This is a genomic window from Roseateles sp. GW821-FHT09B06 (assembly GCF_059418245.1).
The window spans coordinates 62,823-83,810 of sequence record NZ_JBWKPM010000018.1; the positions used below are offsets into that span (position 1 = coordinate 62,823).

General features: G+C 68.3%; 20 protein-coding genes. 11 read left to right on the top strand and 9 right to left on the bottom strand.

Translation table 11 applies throughout. From position 1 onward, the window contains the following. Window positions 1-17: 17 nt before the first annotated feature. Window positions 18-2,063 (top strand): NAD(+) synthase, encoded by a 2,046-nt coding sequence (locus tag AC07OQ_RS16070; protein WP_495054134.1) that lies wholly within the window; start codon window positions 18-20, stop codon window positions 2,061-2,063. 69 nt (window positions 2,064-2,132) lie between these two features. Further along, complete coding sequence (locus AC07OQ_RS16075; protein WP_233369985.1) at window positions 2,133-2,471, top strand: P-II family nitrogen regulator; 339 nt, start codon at window positions 2,133-2,135, stop codon at window positions 2,469-2,471. 90 nt (window positions 2,472-2,561) lie between these two features. Here AC07OQ_RS16075 and AC07OQ_RS16080 read toward each other — a convergent pair whose 3' ends face one another. Genes AC07OQ_RS16080 through AC07OQ_RS16100 form a run of 5 tightly spaced genes read right to left on the bottom strand, consistent with a single transcriptional unit; the run spans window position 2,562 to window position 5,379 of the window. Continuing rightward, window positions 2,562-2,942, bottom strand: a complete 381-nt coding sequence (locus AC07OQ_RS16080) for a diacylglycerol kinase (RefSeq protein WP_495054135.1) — start codon at window positions 2,940-2,942, stop codon at window positions 2,562-2,564. Continuing rightward, window positions 2,939-3,454 carry an RDD family protein gene (locus AC07OQ_RS16085; RefSeq protein WP_495054136.1) on the bottom strand — a complete coding sequence of 172 codons (516 nt, stop codon included), beginning with the start codon at window positions 3,452-3,454 and terminating at the stop codon, window positions 2,939-2,941. Before AC07OQ_RS16085 ends, AC07OQ_RS16080 begins: the two co-directional genes overlap by 4 nt. Before the next feature lie 9 nt (window positions 3,455-3,463). Further along, window positions 3,464-4,330 carry a DUF3106 domain-containing protein gene (locus AC07OQ_RS16090; RefSeq protein WP_495054137.1) on the bottom strand — a complete coding sequence of 289 codons (867 nt, stop codon included), beginning with the start codon at window positions 4,328-4,330 and terminating at the stop codon, window positions 3,464-3,466. Window positions 4,331-4,342: 12 nt separating this feature from the next. Beyond that, a complete protein-coding gene (locus tag AC07OQ_RS16095; RefSeq protein WP_495054138.1) occupies window positions 4,343-4,816 on the bottom strand; it encodes a DUF3619 family protein in 474 nt (157 codons plus the stop codon). Next, window positions 4,813-5,379 (bottom strand): RNA polymerase sigma factor, encoded by a 567-nt coding sequence (locus AC07OQ_RS16100; protein WP_495054139.1) that lies wholly within the window; start codon window positions 5,377-5,379, stop codon window positions 4,813-4,815. Before AC07OQ_RS16100 ends, AC07OQ_RS16095 begins: the two co-directional genes overlap by 4 nt. A 254-nt stretch (window positions 5,380-5,633) precedes the next feature. Here AC07OQ_RS16100 and AC07OQ_RS16105 point away from each other — a divergent pair, with 254 nt between their 5' ends. The 7 genes from AC07OQ_RS16105 to pbpG all read left to right on the top strand — a co-directional run bounded on the left by AC07OQ_RS16105 (window position 5,634) and on the right by pbpG (window position 14,694). After that, window positions 5,634-7,424 carry an acetolactate synthase 3 catalytic subunit gene (locus tag AC07OQ_RS16105; protein ID WP_495054140.1) on the top strand — a complete coding sequence of 597 codons (1,791 nt, stop codon included), beginning with the start codon at window positions 5,634-5,636 and terminating at the stop codon, window positions 7,422-7,424. Between the two features lie 172 nt (window positions 7,425-7,596). Next, window positions 7,597-8,088 (top strand): acetolactate synthase small subunit, encoded by a 492-nt coding sequence (gene ilvN / locus AC07OQ_RS16110; RefSeq protein WP_495054141.1) that lies wholly within the window; start codon window positions 7,597-7,599, stop codon window positions 8,086-8,088. A gap of 49 nt (window positions 8,089-8,137) precedes the next feature. Continuing rightward, window positions 8,138-9,154, top strand: a complete 1,017-nt coding sequence (ilvC, locus tag AC07OQ_RS16115; RefSeq protein ID WP_495054142.1) for a ketol-acid reductoisomerase — start codon at window positions 8,138-8,140, stop codon at window positions 9,152-9,154. 79 nt (window positions 9,155-9,233) lie between these two features. After that, on the top strand, window positions 9,234-10,073 hold the full coding sequence (pssA, locus tag AC07OQ_RS16120) for a CDP-diacylglycerol--serine O-phosphatidyltransferase (RefSeq protein ID WP_495054143.1): 840 nt from the start codon (window positions 9,234-9,236) through the stop codon (window positions 10,071-10,073). A 201-nt stretch (window positions 10,074-10,274) separates the two neighbouring features. After that, on the top strand, window positions 10,275-11,978 hold the full coding sequence (leuA, locus tag AC07OQ_RS16125) for a 2-isopropylmalate synthase (RefSeq protein ID WP_495054144.1): 1,704 nt from the start codon (window positions 10,275-10,277) through the stop codon (window positions 11,976-11,978). A 29-nt stretch (window positions 11,979-12,007) separates the two neighbouring features. Next, complete coding sequence (locus AC07OQ_RS16130; protein WP_495054145.1) at window positions 12,008-13,549, top strand: 2-isopropylmalate synthase; 1,542 nt, start codon at window positions 12,008-12,010, stop codon at window positions 13,547-13,549. A 257-nt stretch (window positions 13,550-13,806) separates the two neighbouring features. Further along, the gene (gene pbpG, locus AC07OQ_RS16135) at window positions 13,807-14,694 is read left to right on the top strand and encodes a D-alanyl-D-alanine endopeptidase (protein WP_495054163.1); all 888 of its coding nucleotides are present in this window, start codon (window positions 13,807-13,809) and stop codon (window positions 14,692-14,694) included. 75 nt (window positions 14,695-14,769) lie between these two features. Here pbpG and AC07OQ_RS16140 read toward each other — a convergent pair whose 3' ends face one another. After that, window positions 14,770-15,537 carry an IclR family transcriptional regulator gene (locus tag AC07OQ_RS16140; RefSeq protein ID WP_495054146.1) on the bottom strand — a complete coding sequence of 256 codons (768 nt, stop codon included), beginning with the start codon at window positions 15,535-15,537 and terminating at the stop codon, window positions 14,770-14,772. 43 nt (window positions 15,538-15,580) lie between these two features. Between AC07OQ_RS16140 and AC07OQ_RS16145 the strand changes: the two genes are divergently transcribed. Continuing rightward, on the top strand, window positions 15,581-16,675 hold the full coding sequence (locus tag AC07OQ_RS16145) for a TIGR03790 family protein (protein ID WP_495054147.1): 1,095 nt from the start codon (window positions 15,581-15,583) through the stop codon (window positions 16,673-16,675). Here AC07OQ_RS16145 and hpnE read toward each other — a convergent pair. The 3 genes from hpnE to hpnC form a co-directional block, all read right to left on the bottom strand. Continuing rightward, window positions 16,636-17,913 carry a hydroxysqualene dehydroxylase HpnE gene (gene hpnE, locus AC07OQ_RS16150; protein ID WP_495054148.1) on the bottom strand — a complete coding sequence of 426 codons (1,278 nt, stop codon included), beginning with the start codon at window positions 17,911-17,913 and terminating at the stop codon, window positions 16,636-16,638. The genes AC07OQ_RS16145 and hpnE overlap by 40 nt on opposite strands. A gap of 88 nt (window positions 17,914-18,001) precedes the next feature. Next, entirely contained in the window at window positions 18,002-18,850 is an 849-nt protein-coding gene (gene hpnD / locus AC07OQ_RS16155; protein ID WP_495054149.1) for a presqualene diphosphate synthase HpnD, read from the bottom strand. Beyond that, entirely contained in the window at window positions 18,847-19,692 is an 846-nt protein-coding gene (gene hpnC / locus AC07OQ_RS16160; protein WP_495054150.1) for a squalene synthase HpnC, read from the bottom strand. Before hpnC ends, hpnD begins: the two co-directional genes overlap by 4 nt. 132 nt (window positions 19,693-19,824) lie before the next feature. On the opposite strand from hpnC, the gene AC07OQ_RS16165 reads away from it, so the two are divergent. Further along, window positions 19,825-20,979, top strand: a complete 1,155-nt coding sequence (locus AC07OQ_RS16165; protein ID WP_495054151.1) for an efflux RND transporter periplasmic adaptor subunit — start codon at window positions 19,825-19,827, stop codon at window positions 20,977-20,979. Window positions 20,980-20,988: the final 9 nt, after the last annotated feature.

A 20,988-nucleotide genomic window follows, 5' to 3' on the forward strand; every position in this document is an offset into this window, starting at 1 on the left:
GATGGCAGGATTCGCCTATGCACTTCGACAATCTCTATACCCACGATTTCGCGCGCATCGCCGTCGCCTCGCCCGAGTGCCGCGTGGCCGACCCGGCCTTCAACGGCGCGCAGACCGCCGCGCTGCTGGCCGAGGTCGCGGCCGACGGGGTGGCCCTGGTGGCCTTTCCCGAGTTGGGCCTGTCCGGCTACAGCTGCGACGACCTGTTCCACCAGCGCGCGCTGCTGGACGGCTGCGAGGCCGCGCTGGCCGCCGTGCTGAAGGCCTCGGAAGGCGTGCCGACGGTGGCCATCGTCGGCATGCCGCTGCGCTTCGAGCTGCGCCTGTTCAACTGCGCGGTGCTGCTGCAGCGCGGCCGTCTGCTGGGCGTGGTGCCCAAGACCTACCTGCCCAACTACGGCGAGTTCTACGAGGCGCGCCAGTTCAATGCGGCCGACGAGGCCGTCGGCGACGAGATCGAGCTGCTCGGCCAGCGCGTGCCCTTCGGCAATCGCCTGCTGTTCGCGGCGGGCGACCTGCCGCTCTTGCGCTTCCATGCCGAGATCTGCGAGGACGTCTGGACGCCGATCCCGCCGTCCTCCTTTGCCGCGCTGGCCGGCGCCACGGTGCTGGTGAACCTGTCGGCCTCGAATGTGGTCGTCGGCAAGGCCAACTACCGCCGCCAGCTGGTGGCCCAGCAGTCGGCGCGCTGCCTGGCGGCCTATGCCTACACCTCGGCGGGGGCGGGCGAATCCAGCACCGACCTGGCCTGGGACGGGCATGCGCTGATCTGCGAGAACGGCGAGCTGCTGGCCGAATCGGCGCGCTTCGAGCGCCGCTCCCAGTGGGTGAGCGCCGATGTGGACCTGGAGCGCCTGGCGCGCGAGCGCATGCGGCAGAACAGCTTCGGGCATTCGGTGCGCGTGCATGCCGAGACGCTGAAGGGCTTCCGCAGCGTCGGCTTCAAGCTGGGCCTGACGGCCGAGGCCGCCTTGCCGCTGCGCCGTCGCATCGAGCGCTTCCCCTATGTGCCGGCCGACCGCGCGCGGCGCGACGAGCGCTGCCACGAGGTCTACAACATCCAGGTGCAGGCGCTGGTGCAGCGCCTCGCCAGCAGCGGCATCCAGAAGCTGGTCGTGGGCGTGTCCGGCGGGCTGGATTCCACCCATGCTCTGCTGGTGGCCGCGCGCGCGATGGACCAGCTCAGGCTGCCGCGCACGAACATCCTGGCCTACACCATGCCCGGCTTCGCCACCGGCGAGCGCACCCGCGACCAGGCCTGGCGCCTGATGCGCGCGATCGGCTGCCAGGCCGCCGAGATCGACATCCGGCCCAGCTGCATCCAGATGCTGAAGGACCTGGGCCATCCCTATGCCGAGGGTCAACCGGTCTACGACATCACCTTCGAGAACGTGCAGGCCGGCGAGCGCACCAACCACCTGTTCCGCCTGGCCAACCACCAGGCGGCGCTGGTGCTGGGCACCGGCGACCTGAGCGAGTTGGCCCTGGGCTGGTGCACCTATGGCGTGGGCGACCATATGTCGCACTACAACGTCAATGCCAGCGTGCCCAAGACGCTGATCCAGTACCTGGTGCGCTGGGTGGCCGAGACCGGACAACTCGGCGCCACGGCGGACCATCGGGTGCTGCTGGACATCCTGGACACCGAGATCAGCCCGGAGCTGATTCCGGCCGGCGCCGCCGACAAGCCCTTGCAGAGCACCGAGGCCACGATCGGCCCCTATGAGCTGCAGGACTTCAATCTGTTCTACACCCTGCGCCACGGCTATGCGCCGGCCAAGATCGCCTTCCTGGCCCGCCATGCCTGGGGCGACCGCAGCCAGGGGGCCTGGCCGGACGAAGTCCATGTGCAGCGCAACGAGTACGCGCTGGCCGAGATCAAGCGCGTGCTGGGCATCTTCGTGCAGCGCTTCTTCAAGGGCAGTCAGTTCAAGCGCAGCTGCGTGCCGAACGCGCCCAAGGTGGGCAGCGGCGGCTCGCTGTCGCCCCGCGGTGACTGGCGTGCGCCCAGCGATTCGGAGGCGGCCGTGTGGCTGGCCGATCTGGCGCGCATCCCTGACTGATGAGGCGGGGATGAGGCGGGGTTCCGTGCTTAAATCACGGCAATCGTTCAATCCCCCGGAGCCCGTGTCATGAAGCAGATCACCGCCATCATCAAGCCCTTCAAGCTGGACGAAGTCCGCGAGGCGCTGGCCGAGGTGGGGGCCTCGGGCCTGACCGTCACCGAGGTCAAGGGCTTCGGCCGCCAGAAGGGCCATACCGAGCTCTATCGCGGCGCCGAGTACGTGGTGGATTTCCTGCCCAAGGTGAAGGTGGAAGTGGTGGTCAAGGACGACGAGGTCGACCGTTGTATCGATGCCATCCTGAAGGCCGCCAAGACCGGCAAGATCGGTGACGGCAAGATCTTCGTGACGCCGGTGGAGCAGGTGGTGCGCATCCGCACGGGCGAGACCGACGAAGCAGCCGTCTAAGGCCCACCCCCTACCGGCTTCGCCGGCCCCCTCAAGGGGGCACGTCCGCGAGCCCGGCGGAGCCGGGTCTCCGGACGTCGCTGTGTAAAGTCACGCGATCAGGCGGTGATAGAGGGCGGCGGCCCAGACGCCGCCGGCCAGCAGCAGGGCCAGCATCACGGCGGCGCTGGCCAGGTCCTTGGCGCGTTTCGACAGCTCGTGCAGCTCGAAGCCGACTCGGTCGATCGCGGCCTCGATGCCCGAGTTGAGCAGCTCGACGATCAGCACCAGCAGCAGCGAGCCGATCAGCAGCGCCACCTCCACCCAGCCGCGCCCCAGCCAGAAGGCCAGGGGCGTGGCCACGACCAGCAGCCAGATTTCCTGCCGGAAGGCGCTCTCGCCGCTGTAGGCGGCGCGCAGCCCGGCCCAGGAATAGCCGGCCGCGCGCAGGATGCGGTCCAGGCCCGTGCGGCCCTTGTGGGGGTTGCTCATCGCTTGACCGGTGTCTGCGTGATCAGCTGGGTGCCGCACAGCGCGTCGTGCAGGAACTGCCTGCGCGGATGTAGCCGGGCCAGTGCCGCATAGGCGATGACGCCCGCGCTCAGGCTGCCGAAGATCGCGCCGCTGCTGTGCTGCAGGCCCAGCAGATGGACGCTCAGCAGGGCGGGCATGAACCACAGCCAGGCGAGCAGATAGCGCCCCAGCGCGCGCGCCTGGCTCAGGGACCGACCCTCGCCGTCGACCACGCGGATATGCCAGGCCTTCATCGCCACGGTCTGGCCGCCATGCGACCAGAACCAGATGAAATAAATGCCCAGCACGATGAACAGAAAGGCCTGCAGCCCATGCTGGCCCTGCATCGCATGGCGCTGCTGGGTCAGGGTGGAGTAGAGGTAGCCGGCCACGAAGACCACGCCGAACAGCAGCACGCCCTCATAGATGAAACAGGCCAGACGACGGGCCAGGCCCGGGATGGCGGCCGTGCCGCCGGACAAATCGCTCATGGGGCGGGATTATTGCCGGACCGGCGCGGCGTCGGGCTTGGGCAGCAGGGTCTTGGCGTCCAGCCGGCTCAGGTCCAGCGCCAGTTTCGGGTTGCCGGTGGGCTGGCGCGCCTGGGAGCTGGCAAACCGGCCCTGGTTGATCAAGACGGTGGTGGCGCCCGGCTTGGCTTGCAGCACCGTCGGGCCCAGCGGTTGATCGGACTGCTTGGGGCGCAGCAGCACCAGGCCGGGCTTGACGGCTGCCGGTGCGGCCTTGGCACTTGCCTTGTTGGCCGTGTCGGGCGAGGGCACGCCGGCCGGTTTGGCCTTCTGCGCCGCCTTGTCGGCCAGCAACTGGCGCTTTTCCTCGGGCAGGGCCTGGTAGGCCTCCCATTTGGCCTGGCGCTCGTCGGCCTTCAACTGGCGCGCGGCCTGGAAGGTGAACCGGGCCTGCTGGCGCTCGGCCGGGCTGAGCCTGGCCCAGTCGCTCATGCGCTGGTGCACGCGCTGCTGCTCATCCTCGGGCAGCTGCGGATAGCGGGCCGCCAACTCCAGCCACTTGCCGCGACGCGACGGGTCCAGGCCGTTCCACTCCTTCTCCAAGGGGGCCAGCAGCTGCTTGTGCGCCGGGCTGAGCGCCTGCCAGTCGGTCGACGCCGGGGGCGCCTGGGCCGGGATGGCTGCCGGGGCGGGCGCCGGCACCACGAGCGGTGCGGCCGGCGGCGGCGCGGTGGGCGGGGCTTCCGGCGAGGGCGCCGCAGAAGCGGCGCCCTCGCCCGGCATCTGCGCCGAGGCCGGGCCGCACAGGCTCAGCCACAACGCGGCCAGCCAGACGGCGAGAACGGAGGGCTTGGCGTTGGGTCGGGTGGAAAGACGAGGGGGTTCCGCTCGGGTCATGCTGCCGGCCCGTCACTCTTGCGGCTGTTGCGGTTCTTGGGGCTGCTCGTCATCGCTGAGGTATTCGGAGAAGCCCGGGTCGCCGTAGGCGGCCGGCGGCAGCTTGTCGGACAGCAGGGCGGCATCGACCTCGGCCGCCGCGGTGATCTGCTGGTACCACTGGCTGTGCTGGATCAGCAGCAGGCCGCCGACCAGCAGCAGCAGGGGCAGCAGCGAGGCCAGCTTGAGCCAGCGGCCACCGCGGCCGGAATCCGGTCCCCCCAGGGCCAGGCTATTGCCCTGGCGGAGCACGGTGGCGATGGTTTCGGCCTGGGGGCGGGCGGCGCGTGCCTCGCGGGCCTTCAGCAGGGCCTGCTCGCGCGCGAAGCGCAGGCGCTCGCTGATGTCCGGCGCCAGGGCGTCGCCCTGTTCGGTCAAGCCCGCAGCGACGCGCAGGCCGAAGCGCGACATGTCCAGGTCGGAGTGCTGATGCTGAGGCTTGTTCATAGTGTGATTCCCTTGGCCTTCAGAGATTTTGCAAGCGAATGAACCGCCCGGGAGCAATGCGTTTTCACGCTGCCCTCCGAACAGCCCATCACGGATGCCGTCTCTGCGACATCCAATTCTTCCCAGTAACGCAGCAGAAACGCTTCCCGTTGACGGGCGGGCAACTCGGCGACTTCCTTGTCGATGGCTTGCAAGATCTGGGCCCGCGACACCTCGTCGGCGGCGCTCAGCGCGCCCAGGGCACCGTCCCGCGTTTCCAGGGATTCCAGCAGGTCGAAATCCTCGTCGCCGTCCGCCCCGTCGAAGTCTGACAGGTTCTGCATCACGGACCTGCGCACTTTTTGGCGCCGGAACCAGTCCATCGTGGCGTTCGAGAGGATGCGCTGGAACAGCAGCGGCAACTCGGCCGCCGGGCGGTCGAAGTATTTCTCGGCCAGCCGGATCATGGCGTCCTGCACGATGTCCAAAGCCGCGTCGTCATCGCGCACCAGATAGGCGCTGCGCTTGAAGGCTCGTTTTTCGACGCTGCGGAGGAATTCGTTGAGTTCTTTGTCGGTGGCCAAAAGTCTGCGGGCGGGCCCGGTGCTGGCGGAATCGGCGCGAATTATTGCATTTCACCCGCCAATCCCGATCGGATCGCTCGGCGGGGCTTGATCGCGTGCATAATGCTGCTTCGCACAAAGAGCTACTTGGGTCTCAAGCTGGCCGCCCGACCGGGGCGCCTCGTTTTTGACCGCGCAGGCTCCGAGTCCGCCTCACAAGGGCGCGAGAAGGAGCACCGATGGTTTTTCGTTAGAGAAATTCACAGAGGTTCGAAATGGACATGTCTAGCGCGGAAGTCAAGCGTGCCGCTGCATTGGAAAGCAGGGCACAACCGCAAATCTCCCCCCCCTCCGCAGAGCTGAACGGCTCTGAAATCCTGGTTCGCTGCCTGCAGGCCGAAGGTGTCAAGCATCTCTGGGGCTATCCCGGCGGTGCCGTGCTGTACATCTACGACGCCCTGTACAAGCAGGACTCGATCCAGCATGTGCTGGTGCGCCACGAGCAGGCGGCCATCCATGCGGCCGACGGCTATGCCCGCGCCACCGGCGATGTGGGTGTGGCGCTCGTCACCTCGGGCCCCGGGGTCACCAATGCCGTGACCGGCATCGCGACGGCCTATATGGACTCGATCCCGATGGTGATCATCACGGGACAGGTGCCCACGCCGGCGATCGGTCTGGATGCCTTCCAGGAATGCGACACCGTGGGCATCACCCGCCCCATCGTCAAGCACAACTTCCTGGTGAAGGACGTGCGCGACCTGGCGACGACGCTGAAGAAGGCCTTCCACATCGCCCGTACCGGCCGGCCCGGCCCGGTGGTGGTGGATATCCCGAAGGACGTGTCGCTGCACAAGACCGCGTTCAGCTACCCCACGCATGTGGAGATGCGCAGCTACAACCCGGTGAAGAAGGGCCACAGCGGCCAGATCCGCAAGGCGGTGCAGCTGCTGCTGCAGGCCCGGCGCCCCTATATCTATACGGGCGGCGGCGTGATCCTGGGCGAGGCCTCGGCCGAGCTGCGCGAACTGGTCAACCTGCTCGGCTATCCCTGCACCAACACCCTGATGGGTCTGGGTGCGGTGCCGGCCTCGGACCCGAAGTTCCTGGGCATGCTGGGCATGCATGGCACCTACGAAGCCAACATGACCATGCAGAACTGCGATGTGCTGCTGGCCGTGGGCGCGCGCTTCGACGACCGGGTGATCGGCAATCCCAAGCATTTCGCCCAGGTGGAGCGCAAGATCATCCATGTGGACATCGACCCCTCGTCGATCTCCAAGCGGGTGCGGGTGGACATCCCGATCGTCGGCGATGTCAAGGACGTGCTGCAGGAACTGATCCACCAGATCAAGGAAGCCCAAGGCCGGCCGGACTCGAACGCGATCAACGCCTGGTGGAGCCAGATCAACGAGTGGCGCCGCCGCGAGTGCCTGGCCTACAAGCCGTCCAACGAGGTCATCAAGCCGCAGATGGTGGTCGAGACCCTGTGGAACCTGACCAAGGACCGCGACACCTACATCACCTCGGATGTCGGCCAGCACCAGATGTGGGCCGCGCAGTTCTACCGCTTCGAGGAGCCACGCCGCTGGATCAATTCCGGCGGCCTGGGCACGATGGGCGTGGGCCTGCCCTACGCGATGGGCATCAAGCTGGCCAAGCCGGAGTCGGATGTGTTTTGCATCACCGGCGAGGGTTCGATCCAGATGTGCATCCAGGAACTCTCCACCTGCCTGCAGTACCGCACGCCGGTGAAGATCGTGTCGCTGAACAACCGCTACCTGGGCATGGTGCGGCAGTGGCAGGAACTGGACTATGGCAAGCGCTACTCGCACAGCTATATGGAAGCGCTGCCGGACTTCGTCAAGCTGGCCGAGGCCTATGGCCATGTGGGCCTGCTGGTCGAGAAGCCCGGCGATGTCGAGGGCGCGCTGAAGGAGGCGATGCGCCTGAAGGACCGCACGGTGTTCCTCGACATCCGCACCGATCCGACCGAGAACGTCTGGCCCATGGTCCAGGCGGGCAAGGGCATTTCGGAGATGCTGCTGGGGTCCGAAGACCTCTGAGCCGTGAAGCCCGGCCAAGGTCCCGCGTTACCGCGCAGGGTCGAAGGCCAGGTCCAGCGGCTCGGCGGCCCGGAACACCGAGGCATCCTTTCTTTCCAGTCAATCGAACAGCGTGGCCAAGGGCCGTCGGTTACCGCCGTCGGTCTGAAGAGCGCGAAGGACGAGACCCCTCATGAAACACATCATTGCACTGCTCATCGAGAACGAGCCTGGCGCGCTGTCGCGCGTCGTCGCGCTGTTCTCGGCCCGCGGCTACAACATCGAGAGCCTGACGGTGGCGCCGACGGAGGATCCGTCGCTGTCGCGCATGACCATCGTCACCACCGGTTCCGACGAGGTGATCGAGCAGATCACCAAGCACCTGAACCGGTTGATCGAGGTGGTCAAGGTCGTCGACCTGACCGAAGGCAACTACACCGAGCGCGAACTGATGCTGATCAAGGTGCGCGCGGTCGGCAAGGAGCGCGAGGAAATGAAGCGTACCGCCGACATCTTTCGCGGCCGCATCATCGACGTGACCGAGAAGACCTACACGATCGAACTGACCGGCGATGCCGGCAAGCTCGACGCCTTCATCGGTGCGATCGACCGCACGGCCATCCTGGAAACCGTGCGCACCGGCAGCAGCGGCATCGGCCGCGGCGAGCGCATCCTGCGCGTCTGACCCCGCCCCTCCCTTTTTCTTCCGTACCGATTTTTCCCTGGAGACCGACATGAATGTTTTTTATGACAAGGACGCCGACCTCAGCCTGATCAAGGGCAAGAACGTCACCATCATCGGCTATGGCTCACAAGGCCACGCCCATGCCCAGAACCTGAACGACAGCGGCGTCAAGGTCACCGTCGGTCTGCGCCGCGGCGGCGCTTCCTGGGCCAAGGCCGAGAACGCCGGCCTGAAGGTGGCCGAGATCGCCGACGCCGTGAAGGCCGCCGACGTCGTGATGATCCTGCTGCCCGACGAGCAGATCGCCGACGTGTACAAGCGCGAGGTCGAGCCCAATATCAAGCAGGGCGCTTCGCTGGCCTTCGCCCACGGCTTCAACGTGCACTACGGCCAGGTGACCCCGCGCGCCGACCTGGACGTCTGGATGGTCGCTCCCAAGGCCCCGGGCCACACGGTGCGCGGCACCTACACCCAGGGTGGCGGCGTGCCGCATCTGATCGCCGTCTACGCCGACAAGAGCGGCAAGGCGCGCGACCTGGCGCTGAGCTACGCCGCGGCCAACGGCGGCGGCAAGGCCGGCATCATCGAGACCAACTTCCGCGAGGAGACCGAGACCGACCTGTTCGGCGAGCAGGCCGTGCTGTGCGGCGGCACCGTCGAGCTGATCAAGGCGGGCTTCGAAACCCTGGTGGAAGCCGGCTACGCGCCCGAGATGGCCTATTTCGAGTGCCTGCACGAGCTGAAGCTGATCGTCGACCTGATCTATGAAGGCGGTATCGCCAACATGAACTACTCGATCTCGAACAACGCCGAGTACGGCGAGTACGTCACCGGCCCGCGCGTCGTCACCGAGGCCACCAAGGACGCAATGCGCCAGTGTCTGAAGGACATCCAGACCGGCGAGTACGCGAAGAGCTTCATCCTCGAGAACAAGGCCGGCGCACCGACCCTGCTGAGCCGCCGCCGCCTGACCTCGGAACACCAGATCGAGCAGGTCGGCGAGAAGCTGCGCGCGATGATGCCCTGGATCAAGAAGAACCGTCTGGTCGACCAGAGCAAGAACTAAAGCAGGCCCCCCGCCTGTCGAGAAGCCGCGGCTCGTCCGCGGCTTTTCCCATTCCGGCCCTGTTGTATCCTCCCGCCCCATGACCGAATCCGACAACAAGAACGTGGACCTGCTGGACGAGGACGAAGTCCATGAGCCGCTGCGCCCGCGCCGCAAGGGCATCTACATCCTGCCCAACCTCTTCACGCTGGCCGCGCTGTTCAGCGGCTTCTATGCCATCGTGATGGCGATCAGCGGCCGCTTCGAGCAGTCGGCCTACGGCATCTTTGCCGCGATGGTGCTGGACAGCCTGGACGGCCGCGTGGCGCGCATGACCCATACGCAGAGCACCTTCGGCGAGCAGATGGACAGCCTGTCCGACATGGTGTCCTTCGGCGCCGCGCCGGCCCTGATCATGTATTCCTGGGCCCTGCAGGGGCTGGGCAAATGGGGCTGGTTCGCCGCCTTCGTCTACATTGCCGGCGCCGCGCTGCGGCTGGCGCGTTTCAACACCAACCTGGCCGTCGTCGACAAGCGCTTCTTCCAGGGCGTGCCCAGCCCCGCGGCCGCGGCCCTGGTGATCGGCCTGATCTGGGTGCTGGACGACGCCGGCTACAAGCAGGTGCACCAGGATCCGGCCCTGGCCTGGACCGCCTTCGGCTTCACGCTCTATGCCGGCCTGACGATGGTCACCAATGCGCCGTTCTACAGCTTCAAGGACGTGAGCTTCAAGCGTTCGGTGCCCTTCATCGTGATCGTCGCGATCGCGCTGGGCATCGCGCTGATCAACATCCATCCGCCCACCGTGCTGTTCGGCCTGTTCTGCGTCTACGGCGTCTCCGGCTACGGGGTCTACGCCTACAAGCGCATGAAGGGCAAGCCGGTCAGCGTGATCGCCACATCGACCGACGAGCCGGACGAAAAAGGCCTGCATCACTGACGCGGGCCCATGCTACTATCCTGCCCCATGAAGACGTCGCGCGCGCTCGCCCTGCTACTACTAGGTGAACCTCGGGTTCGCTGATCGATCGCGCACGTCCCTCCCCAAGCGTTCAGATTTCAACGGCCCGTATGCAACCCGCAGCGGGCCGTTTGCTTTTCTCGAGTCTGCCGGTTGCCACCCCACCCAACTGGAACTCCGATGTTGAAGCAAGCGAATCAGAAATACCGTGCCTTTCCCCCGGTGGCCCTGGCCGAGCGCCGCTGGCCCGACGCCCGGCTGAGCGCGGCGCCGATCTGGCTCAGCACCGATCTGCGCGACGGCAACCAGGCTCTGATCGAGCCCATGGACGTGGCCCGCAAGCTGCGCATGTTCCAGATGCTGGTGAAGATCGGCTTCAAGGAGATCGAAGTCGGCTTTCCCTCGGCCTCGCAAACCGAGTTCGATTTCGTGCGCATGCTCGTCGAGGGCGGCCATATCCCCGATGACGTGACGATCCAGGTGCTGACCCAGGCGCGCTCCCATCTGATCGAACGAACCTTCGAATCCCTCGTCGGCGCCAAGCGCGTGATCGTCCATCTCTACAACGCGGTCGCGCCCGTCATGCGCCGGGTGGTGCTGGGTGCGGATGAGGACGGCATCGTCGAGCTGGCCACCCTCCACGCCCAGCAGATCAAGGACTGCGCCGCCAGGCGGCCCGAGACCGACTGGCGCTTCGAGTACTCGCCCGAGATGTTCTCGGGTACCGAGCTGGCCTTTTCCAAGCGCGTCGTCGACGCCGTCACGGCCGTCTGGCAGCCGCTGCCCGAGCGCAAATGCATCATCAATCTGCCCTCGACGGTGGAGCACTCGGCGCCCAACATCTTTGCCGACATGATCGAGTGGATGCATCGCCACCTCGAGAGGCGCGAGTCCATCGTGCTGTCGGTGCACCCGCACAACGACCGCGGCACCGGCACGGCGGCCGGCGAATTCGCCCTGATGGCGGGGGCCGACCGCATCGAGGGCTGCCTGTTCGGCAATGGCGAGCGTACCGGCAATGTGGACCTGGTCAACATCGCGCTGAACCTCTACACCCAGGGCGTGGATCCCGGGCTGGATTTCTCCGACATCGACGAGGTGCGTCGCTGCGTCGAGCATTGCACCCAATTGCCCGTGCATCCGCGCCACCCCTATGTTGGCGATCTGGTCTACACATCCTTTTCGGGCTCGCACCAGGACGCGATCAAGAAGGCCTTCGCGGCCCGCCAGGACGGGCAGATCTGGGACATGCCCTATCTGCCCATCGACCCCAAGGATCTGGGGCGCAGCTACGACGCGGTGATCCGCGTCAACAGCCAGTCGGGCAAGGGCGGCATCAGCTACCTGCTCGAGAGCGAGTACGGCCTGGAACTGCCGCGCCGCCTGCAGATCGAGTTCAGCCAGGTGGTGCAGGCGGTCATGGACGACCAGGGGCGGGAGCTGAGCGCGGCCGATATCTGGCAGATCTTCCAGCGCGAGTACGCGATCGACGACGGTGCGCGCGCCGGCGTCGCGCATCCCCAGATCACCGACCGCGGCGAATATGGCGTGCGCCTGCAGGCCGAGGTCTGCGTGGCCGGCCGGCACGCCAGGGTCGAGGGGGAGGGCACCGGCCCGATCGAGGCCTTCGTGAACGGCCTGGCCCGGCAGACGGGGGCCGGCATCCGCGTGCTGGACTATCACGAGCACTCGATCGGCAGCGGCGCCGACGCGCGCGCCGTGGCCTACCTGGAACTGCGCATCGGCGGCGCCGAGGGCGAGACGCGCTATGGCGTGGGCATAGACACCAACATCGTCTCGGCTTCGCTGAAGGCCATCGCCTCGGGGCTCAGCCGCGTGGCGGGCCTGTCGGTGCAGGCCGAGCCGCGGGCCGCGCTCGCCTAAGATTCGATGACCGACAGGAGCACAAGACCATGGCCGACAAGCTGATCATCTTCGATACCACCCTGCGCGACGGCGAGCAATCGCCCGGCGCCTCGATGACGAAGGACGAGAAGCTGCGCATTGCGCGTCAGCTGGAGCGCCTGCGCGTCGACGTGATCGAGGCCGGCTTCGCCGCGTCGAGCAACGGCGACTTCGAGGCCGTCAAGGCGATCGCCGACGTCATCAAGGACAGCACGATCTGCTCGCTGGCGCGCGCCAACGACCGCGATATCGCGCGCGCCGCCGAGGCGCTGAAGGGGGCGGCGCGCTCGCGCATCCACACCTTCATCGCCACCAGCGAGCTCCATATGGAGAAGAAGCTGCGCATGACCCGCGAGCAGGTGCTGGAACAGGCCAGGCTGGCGGTGCGCTTCGCCCGCAACCTGACCGACGACGTGGAGTTCTCGCCCGAGGATGGCTACCGCTCGGATCCGGAGTTCCTGGCGCGCGTGGTCGAGGCCGTGATCGCCGAAGGCGCGACCACGATCAACATCCCCGACACGGTCGGCTATGCGATCCCCGAGCTCTACGGCAATTTCATCAAGACCCTGCGCGAGCGCGTGCCCAATGCCGACAAGGCGATCTGGTCGGTGCATTGCCACAACGATCTGGGCATGGCGGTCGCGAACTCGCTGGCCGGCGTCAAGATCGGCGGCGCGCGCCAGATCGAGTGCACGATCAACGGCCTGGGCGAGCGCGCCGGCAACTGCTCGCTGGAGGAGGTGGTGATGGCGGTCAAGACGCGCCGCGACTACTTCGCGCTGGACCTGGGCATCGATACCTCGCACATCGTCGCGGCCTCGCGCCTGGTGAGTCAGACCACCGGCTTCGTGGTGCAGCCCAACAAGGCGGTGGTCGGCGCCAATGCCTTCGCCCATGCCTCGGGCATCCACCAGGACGGCGTGCTGAAGGCGCGCGACACCTACGAGATCATGCGCGCCGAGGACGTGGGCTGGAGCGCCAACAAGATCGTGCTGGGCAAGCTGAGCGGCCGCAACGCCTTCAAGCAGCGCCTGCAGGAACTCGGCATCGCGCTGGAGTCGGAGGCCGAGGTGAACGCCGCCTTCGTGCGCTTCAAGGACCTGGCCGACCGCAAGAACGAGATCTTCGACGAGGACATCATCGCCCTGGTGATGGACGAGTCGGTGACGGCCGAGCATGAGCATTACCGCCTGCTGTCGCTGTCGCAGCGCTCGGAAACCGGCGAGCGGCCGCATGCCAGCGTGGTGTTCGCCGCCGGCGACACGGAGCACCGCGCCGAAAGCGACGGCAATGGTCCGGTGGACGCCAGCCTACGCGCGATCGAGTCGACCGTGCAAAGTGGCGCGGAAATGCTGCTCTACTCCGTCAATGCGATCACCAGCGGCAGTACAGAATCGCAGGGCGAGGTCACGGTGCGCTTGCAGCATGCCGGCCGCGTGGTGAACGGCGTCGGTGCCGATCCGGATATCGTCGTGGCTTCGGCCAAGGCATATTTGAGCGCGCTCAACAAGCTGCAAAGCAAGATCGAGCGCGTGGCGGCACAAGGCTAGGCAGGAATTGGCGCGAGGCTCTACTTGAGGAAGCTCGCTTAAGTTTTTGATCTTGCCCGACTTTTGCCTTTCACCTACACTGGCGAAGATTGCAGTTGGGGGCCGGATTGAAAACTTTTGTAAGCTTGTGCTCGGGTGCCGTCTTGGGCGGCGCGCTCCTGATCGGCGGGGCTCTCGCGCCGATTCAGCAGGCCGAGGCGGCCACGGCCAATGGTTCATCCAAGTTCCAGGTCAAGAAGGCGCAATCCGGCAAGACCATGCGCAAGGCCAAGCCGGCCGCGCGCTATCCGCGCAAGGCCGCGCTGTCGGCCGCTCCCATCGTGGCGGCCAAGCCATCCTTCGGCCAGCTCTACGGCCTGCATGCGACCGAGGACCCGCTGGACCTGAAGTCCAGCGTGGCCCTGGTGATGGACCAGGACACCAACGAGGTGCTGCTGTCCAAGAATCCCCAGGCCGTGCTGCCCATCGCCTCCATCACCAAGCTGATGACCGCCCTGGTGGTGGTCGAGGCCGGCCAGTCCATGGACGAGATGCTGACCATCTCGGAAGAAGACAAGGACACCGAGAAGGGCACGGGCTCGCGCCTGGCCATCGGCAGCACGCTGAGCCGCGGCGAAATGATGCATCTGGCCCTGATGGCTTCCGAGAACCGTGCCGCCAACGCGCTGGGCCGCCACTATCCGGGCGGACTGTCCGCCTTTGTCGTGGCGATGAACCAGAAGGCCCAGGCCCTGGGCATGACGGACACCCATTACGTCGAGCCCACCGGCCTGTCCAGCCGCAACCAGAGCAGCGCCAAGGATCTGGCCGCGCTGGTGAAGGTGGCGCACGAATACCCGCTGCTGCGCGAGCTGTCCACGTCCAAGGAGCATTCGGTGGTCCTCGGGCGCCGCCAGGTGGCCTTCCACAGCACCAATGGCCTGGTGCGCAGCGGTGCCTGGGACATCGGCCTGCAGAAGACCGGTTTCATCAATGAAGCGGGCCGCTGCCTGGTGATGCAGGCGCAGATGGCCGGTCGCAAGCTGATCCTGGTGTTCCTGGACTCGGCCGGCAAGTATTCGCGCATGGGCGATGCCGAGCGCGTGCGCAAATGGATCAGCAGCAACCCGACGATCAGCGCCAAGGCGCCCGACCTGCCCGGTTGAACGCCAGGGGGCCGATGAGGCCTCGCATCACGAAGAAAGCGCCCCGCGGGGCGCTTTTTCATGGGCCTGCCCGGCTCAGCCGCGGTAGCCCAGCGCCAGCGAGATCTGCGCGGCGGTCTCCTTGAGTCGCACCAGCCAGCTTTCCTCCAGCCGATCGGCCGGTGCCGAGATCGACAGGCCCGCCACCAGCTTGCTCTGGTCGTCGTAGATGCCGGCGGCCATGCAGCGAACGCCCAGTTCCAGTTCCTCGTCATCGCGCGCCACCCCGCGCTGGCGCACCAGGGCCATCTCGCGCTCCAGCGCGGCAATGTCGGTCAGGCTGTTCTTGGTGTGGCCGGCCAGGCCCGTGCGGGTGGCATAGGCGCGCACCCGCGGCGCGTCGTCGCTGGCCAGGAAGAGCTTGCCCACCGAGGTCAGGTGCAGCGGCGCGCGACCGCCGACGGCGCGCACCACCTGCATGCCGGAGCGCTCGCTGTAGGTGCGTTCGATATAGACGATCTCGTCGCCCTGGCGCACCGACAGATTGACCGGTTGGTGGGTGAACTTGTGCAGTTCGCGCATCGGCGCCAGCGCGGCATCGCGCACGTCCAGCCGCGCCTTGACCAGATTGCCCAGCTCCAGCAGACGCATGCCCAGGCGGTAGCTGCCGGCCTCCGGGCGGTCGACGAACCGGCCGATCGCCAGGTCGTTGAGAATGCGGTGAGCGGTGGAGGGGTGCAGTCCGGTGGTTTCGCTGATCTGTTTCAGCGACACGGGATCCTGATGGCTGGCCAGCACGTCCAGCAGCGCGAAGCTGCGTTCCAGCACCTGGATGGCGGGCGTCTGCCCCTCTTTGCTTTTCATGGACTTGATTGTGCGGGATTTTGTGTTTTTTTTACATGGCGAAATGCTGCGGCGCATCATTTTGTGGTGGGGCTGCGCCGCCTGGCTGGTTTTCGGCGGCGCAGCGAGCGCGCAGTCCGGGCCGGGCTGGCTGCGCGTGCCGGCGACCGGCGGCCACCTGGCGGCCGAGGACATCGCCGTGGTCGTCAACCAGGCCGACCCCTATTCGGTGGCGGTCGGCAAGTACTACGCCAAGAAGCGCGGCCTCGCGCCCGAGCAGATCGTGCGCGTGGAGCTGCCGTTGCAGCCCGGCCTGAGCCCGGCCGAGTTCGAGGCCTTCAAGGCGCAGCTGGACGAGCGGCTGGGCCCGCGGGTGCAGGCCCTGGCGCTGGCCTGGGCGCAGCCCTATGCGGTGGCCTGCAACTCGATCACCGGTGCGCTGGCCCTGGGCTTCCAGGCCGAGCTGTGCCGGAACAGCTGCGCGGCCTCCAGGCCCTCGCCCTATGTGGCCTATGCGGGACGCCGGCCCTACACGGACCTGGGCCTGCGTCCGGCCATGCTGCTGGCCGCGCGCTCGGTGGAGAGCGCTCGCGCGCTGATCGACCGCGGCGTGGCGGCCGACCATTCCCTGGCCTTGCGCGGCACGCCGCCGGCGCAGGCGGTGTTCGCGAGCACGGCGGACCCGGCCCGCAATGTGCGCGCAGCGCTGTTCCCGCCCGAGGCCAGGCTGTGGGCCCATGGGCTGCAGACGCGCCGGGTAATGCAGGAAGCGCTGCCGGCGCTGGACGCCGTGCTGATCTATCAGACCGGCCTGGCCCGGGTCGAGGGCCTGGACCGGATTCCCTTCCTGCCCGGAGCGCTGGCCGACCATCTGACCTCGGCCGGCGGCCAGCTGGAGCGCACGGACGGGCCGCAGATGAGCGCGCTGGACTGGATCGAGGCCGGTGCCACCGCCAGCCATGGCGCGGTCAGCGAACCCTGCAATCATTTGCAGAAGTTCCCGCATCCGCAGCTGTTGCTGCTCAACTACCTGCAGGGCGCCAGCGCCCTGGAGGCCTACTGGCGCAGCGTGCTGTGGCCGGGGCAGAGCGTGTTCGTCGGCGAGCCGCTGGCGGCGCCCTATGCACGTGAGCCGGCCCGCGAGCCGCTCAATCCCTGAATCGCCCGGGTCGCCGCCAGGCCCGAGCGCACCGCACCCTCCAGCGTGGCGGGGTAGGGGCCGTCGACATAGTCGCCGGCGGCCCACAGGCCCGGCGCAATGGCGGCGGCGGGGCGCTCCAGCCCGGGCGTGCAGGCGAAGGTGGCGCGCTTTTCGGCCAGCACCCGCAGCACCGTGGGCGGGCTGCGCCAGGGCAGGGCTTGCTGGACCTGGGCCAGTACCGCGGCGCCGGCCGCCTCCAGCCCGCGCTCGACCCAGGGCGCGGCTCCGCTGATCACGCAGGCGAACAGGTCGGGGGCATGACCCAAATGGCCGAGGTCGAAGATGAACTGGGCCGGCGCCTCGGGGCTTTCGTGCAGCGCCAGCATCGGCGCGGGCAGGGCGGAGCCGGGGCTGCGCAGGTAGACGGTGACGATGGGCTCGAAGCGCAGCGCGCGGGCCTGCGCGGCCCAGCCGGGGGCCAGCGGCTCGGCCAGGCGTGCGGCCTCGGGTGCGCTGCAGGCCAGGATCACGGCGTCGAAGCGCTCGCCATCGATCCGCCCGTCCGCCTCGATGCGCCCGACGCGCTGGCCCAGCCGCAGCTCGGCGCCATGCGCGCGCAGCCATTGCGCCGCCGGCTCGGCCAGCAGCTCGCTCAGCGGCCGGCGCGGCAGCAGCAGATCGGCCGAACCGCGGCCGCTGAACAGCGCGTCGCGCAGCACGCGCAGAAAGACCTGGGCGCTGGCGGCGCTGGCCGGCGTGTTCAGCGCCGCCACGCACAGCGGATCGATCAGCTCCCGGCGCACGGCCGCGGGCAGGGGGCGGCACAGCGCGGCCACGCTCAGGCCGGCGGCACAGCGGAAGCCGGCCAGAGCCCAGCCCAGGCTGGCGCGCAGCAGGGCCAGGCGCGCGCCCAGGGGCCAGCTGCGGTAGCCCAGCACCGCACGGGCGAAGGCCAGCAGCGGCGGCCCCGGCGGCAGGCGCAGGCCCTCATGCTCGGGGTAGCGCAGCCGGAGCGGCGAGCGCAGCAGCGCCTGCTCGGGGGCGACGCCGACCTTGCGCAGCAGCGCCAGGCTTTCGACATAGGCGCCGATCAGGATGTGCTGGCCGTTGTCCAGGCGCGGCGCGTCGGGCAGGCTGCGCGCGCGGCCGCCCAGCTGCGACGCCATCTCGAACAGGGTGACCCGGTGCCCGGCCTCGGTCGCATGGACCGCGGCCGCCAAGCCGGCCCAACCACCACCGACGATGGCGATCTTCATGACTGAGCGGCTGCTGCAGATCCGGCTTTGCCGGGCTGCCAGCGGCGCCCCCATGAGGGGGCCGGCGTAGCCGGTAGCGGGTGGTCCGTCACCGGCCGCGCCAGTTGGTCTTCATCGCGATCCAGAGCTTGCGCAGCGGCGTCAGCGAGATGCGCTGCTGCAACACCTGGAAGTTCTCGGCCTCGATCTCCCGCAGCAGGGCGCGATAGATGTTGGCCATCATCAGCCCGGGCTTCTGGGCGCGGCGGTCGGTCTCGGGCAGCAGCGCCAGGGCCTCGTCGTAGAGCGCATGGGCGCGCTCGGCCTGGAAGCGCATCAGCGCGCTGAAACGCTCGCTGTAGCCCCAGGGCTTGTCGCGCTTGAGGATCTCGTGGGCCTTGACGTCGAACTGCTGCAGCTCGGAGATCGGCAGGTAGATGCGGCCTCGGCGCGCGTCGTCGCCGACGTCGCGGATGATGTTGGTCAGCTGCATCGCCTGGCCCAGCTTGTGGGCATAGGCGATGGTCTGCGGCTCGGTGCGGCCGAAGATGCCCGAGGCCACCTCGCCCACCACGCCGGCCACCAGGTGGCAGTAGCGCTGCAGGCCCGGGTAGTCCAGGTAGCGGGTCTGCTCCAGGTCCATCTGGCAGCCATCGATCACCGCGTTGAGATGCTCGAGCCGGATGTCGTAACTGGCCACATGGGGCATCAGGGCCTTCATCGCGGGGTGCTGGGCCTGGCCGGCAAAGGCGCCGGCGGCCTCCTTGCGCCACCAGGCCAGCTTGGTGGCGGCAACGCCGGGGTCGTGGATCTCGTCCACCACGTCGTCCACCTCGCGACAGAAGGCATAGAAGGCGGTGATGGCGGCGCGGCGCGGCGGCGGCAGGAACAGGAAGGCGTAGTAGAAGCTGGAACCGCTCTGCGCCGCCTTCTCCTGGACATATTGCTCCGGGGTCACGCGGTTCCCTCGCGGTGCATGCGCAGGGCGCGGCCGGCCAGCAGCGGCAGATCTAGGGCGGTGATGCGGGGGCGTTGGAGCAGGGTGGCGTATTCCATGGTCTGGATTTTCTCAAGAATGCGCAGGCCGCCTTGTACCACCAGGCGCAGCTCCCAGCCGGCGCGGCCGGGAATCTGGTGCACCAGGGGCGCGCCCTCGTGCATCAGGGCCTCGGCCCAGGCGCAGAGCTGATGGATCAAGGCGCGGGCCGCGGGGCTGTCCCGGCAGGCCTGTACCGCGTCGGCGCTCAGGCCGTGGCGTGCCAGGTCCTGCGCCGGCGCATAGACGCGGCCCGCGGGGCCGTCGCGGCTCATGTCCTGCCAGAAGTTGATCAGCTGCAGGCCGGTGCAGATCGCATCGGAGCGGTCGAGGGCCAGCGGGTCGGTCACGCCGTAGAGGTGCAGCAGCAGCCGGCCCACCGGGTTGGCGGAGCGGCGGCAGTAGTCCAGCAGCTCGGCGCGGTCGGCATAGCGGGTCTTGACCAGATCCTGCTCGAAGGCGTCCAGCAGGGCCTCCAGCAGCGGCAGCGGCAGCCGGTGTCGGGCGATCGCCGCGCCCAGCGGGCCGAACACGCGGGCCCAGCGCGCTGCGGCCGGCCGGCCGGCGGCGGCCCTCAGCAGCTCGGCGCGGTAGGCGCGCAGGTCGGCCAGGCGCGCGTCGGCGCCGGCCTGGCCTTCGTCGGCGATGTCGTCGGCGGTGCGGGCGAAATGGTAGATCGCGACGATGGCCGGCCGCAGCGCGGGCGGACACAGCCAGGAGGCGACGGGAAAGTTCTCATAGTGCTCGATGCTCACGGCCGGCATTGTCCGGGAAAGCCGGGATCGGCCGCGTTGTTTGACAGCGCAAGGACCGGCCCATACATTACTGACCGGTTGGTCAGTTGTGGCCGCGGCGGGCCGGATGGCCGGTCGCGGCCTCTCATTCCTGAGGTTGCCATGTCCCTCGTTTCTTCTCGGCCCGCCAAGGGCCAGCCGTCGGCGCGTCCGGCGGCCCGTTTCGGTGTCCTGCTGGCCGTAGTGGCCGCCGCACTGTCGGTGGCCTGCGGCAAATCCGAGCCGCCACCCGAGCCGGTGCGGGCGGTGCGCACCCAGCTGCTGGCCGGTGGCAGCGCCGGTCTGGTGCACGAGTACGCGGCGGAGCTGCGTGCCCGCACCGAGTCCCGCCTGTCCTTCCGGGTCGGCGGCAAGCTGCTGGAGCGGCGCGTCAATCTGGGCGACGTGGTGAGGCCGGGGCAGTTGCTGGCGCGCCTGGACGGCCAGGACCTGCTGCTGGCGCAGGATGCCGCGCGTGCGGCGATGAGCGCGGCGCGGGTCAACCGTGACCAGTCCAGCGCCGACTACAAGCGCTTCATCGAGCTGCACCAGCAGGGCTTCATCAGCGCCGCCGAGCTGGAGCGGCGCGATGCCGCCTTCAAGGCGGCCCAGGCCCAGCTGGACCAGGCCAAGGCCCAGGCCAATGTCCAGGGCAACCAGTCCGATTACGCGCAGCTCAAGGCCGATGCGGCCGGGGTGATCACCGCGGTCTATGCCGAGCCCGGCATGGTGATGGGGGCCGGTGCGCCGGTGCTGCAGCTGGCCCACGACGGGCCGCGCGACGTGGTGTTCTCGGTGCCCGAGCAGTTGATCGGCAGCCTGCGCGCGGCCGCCAGCCGGACCGGCGCGCTGAAGGTCAAGCTGTGGGGCAGCGACAAGCCGGCCCTGCCGGTGCAGGTTCGCGAGGTGGCGGCCGCGGCCGATCCGACCACGCGCACCTTCCTGGTCAAGGCCGATGCGGGCCAGATCGAGGCGCGCCTGGGCCAGACGGCCACCGTGAGCCTGGAACTGCCCAAGCAGGAGCAGGCGCTGAAGCTGCCGCTGTCGGCCGTGCTGGAGCGGCAGGGCCAGACCGCGGTCTGGGTGCTGGATGCCCCGAGCATGACGGTGAAGCTGCAGCCCATCCAGGTGGCCGGTGCCGATGGCAACGAGGTGGTGGTGGCCGCGGGTCTGGCCCCGGGTCTGGAGGTGGTGACGGCGGGCGTGCATGTGCTGACGCCGGGGCAGAAGGTGCGGCGCTATGTGTCGCCCGCGGCCTCGGCGGCGGCCTCGCGTTGAAAGGGGCTC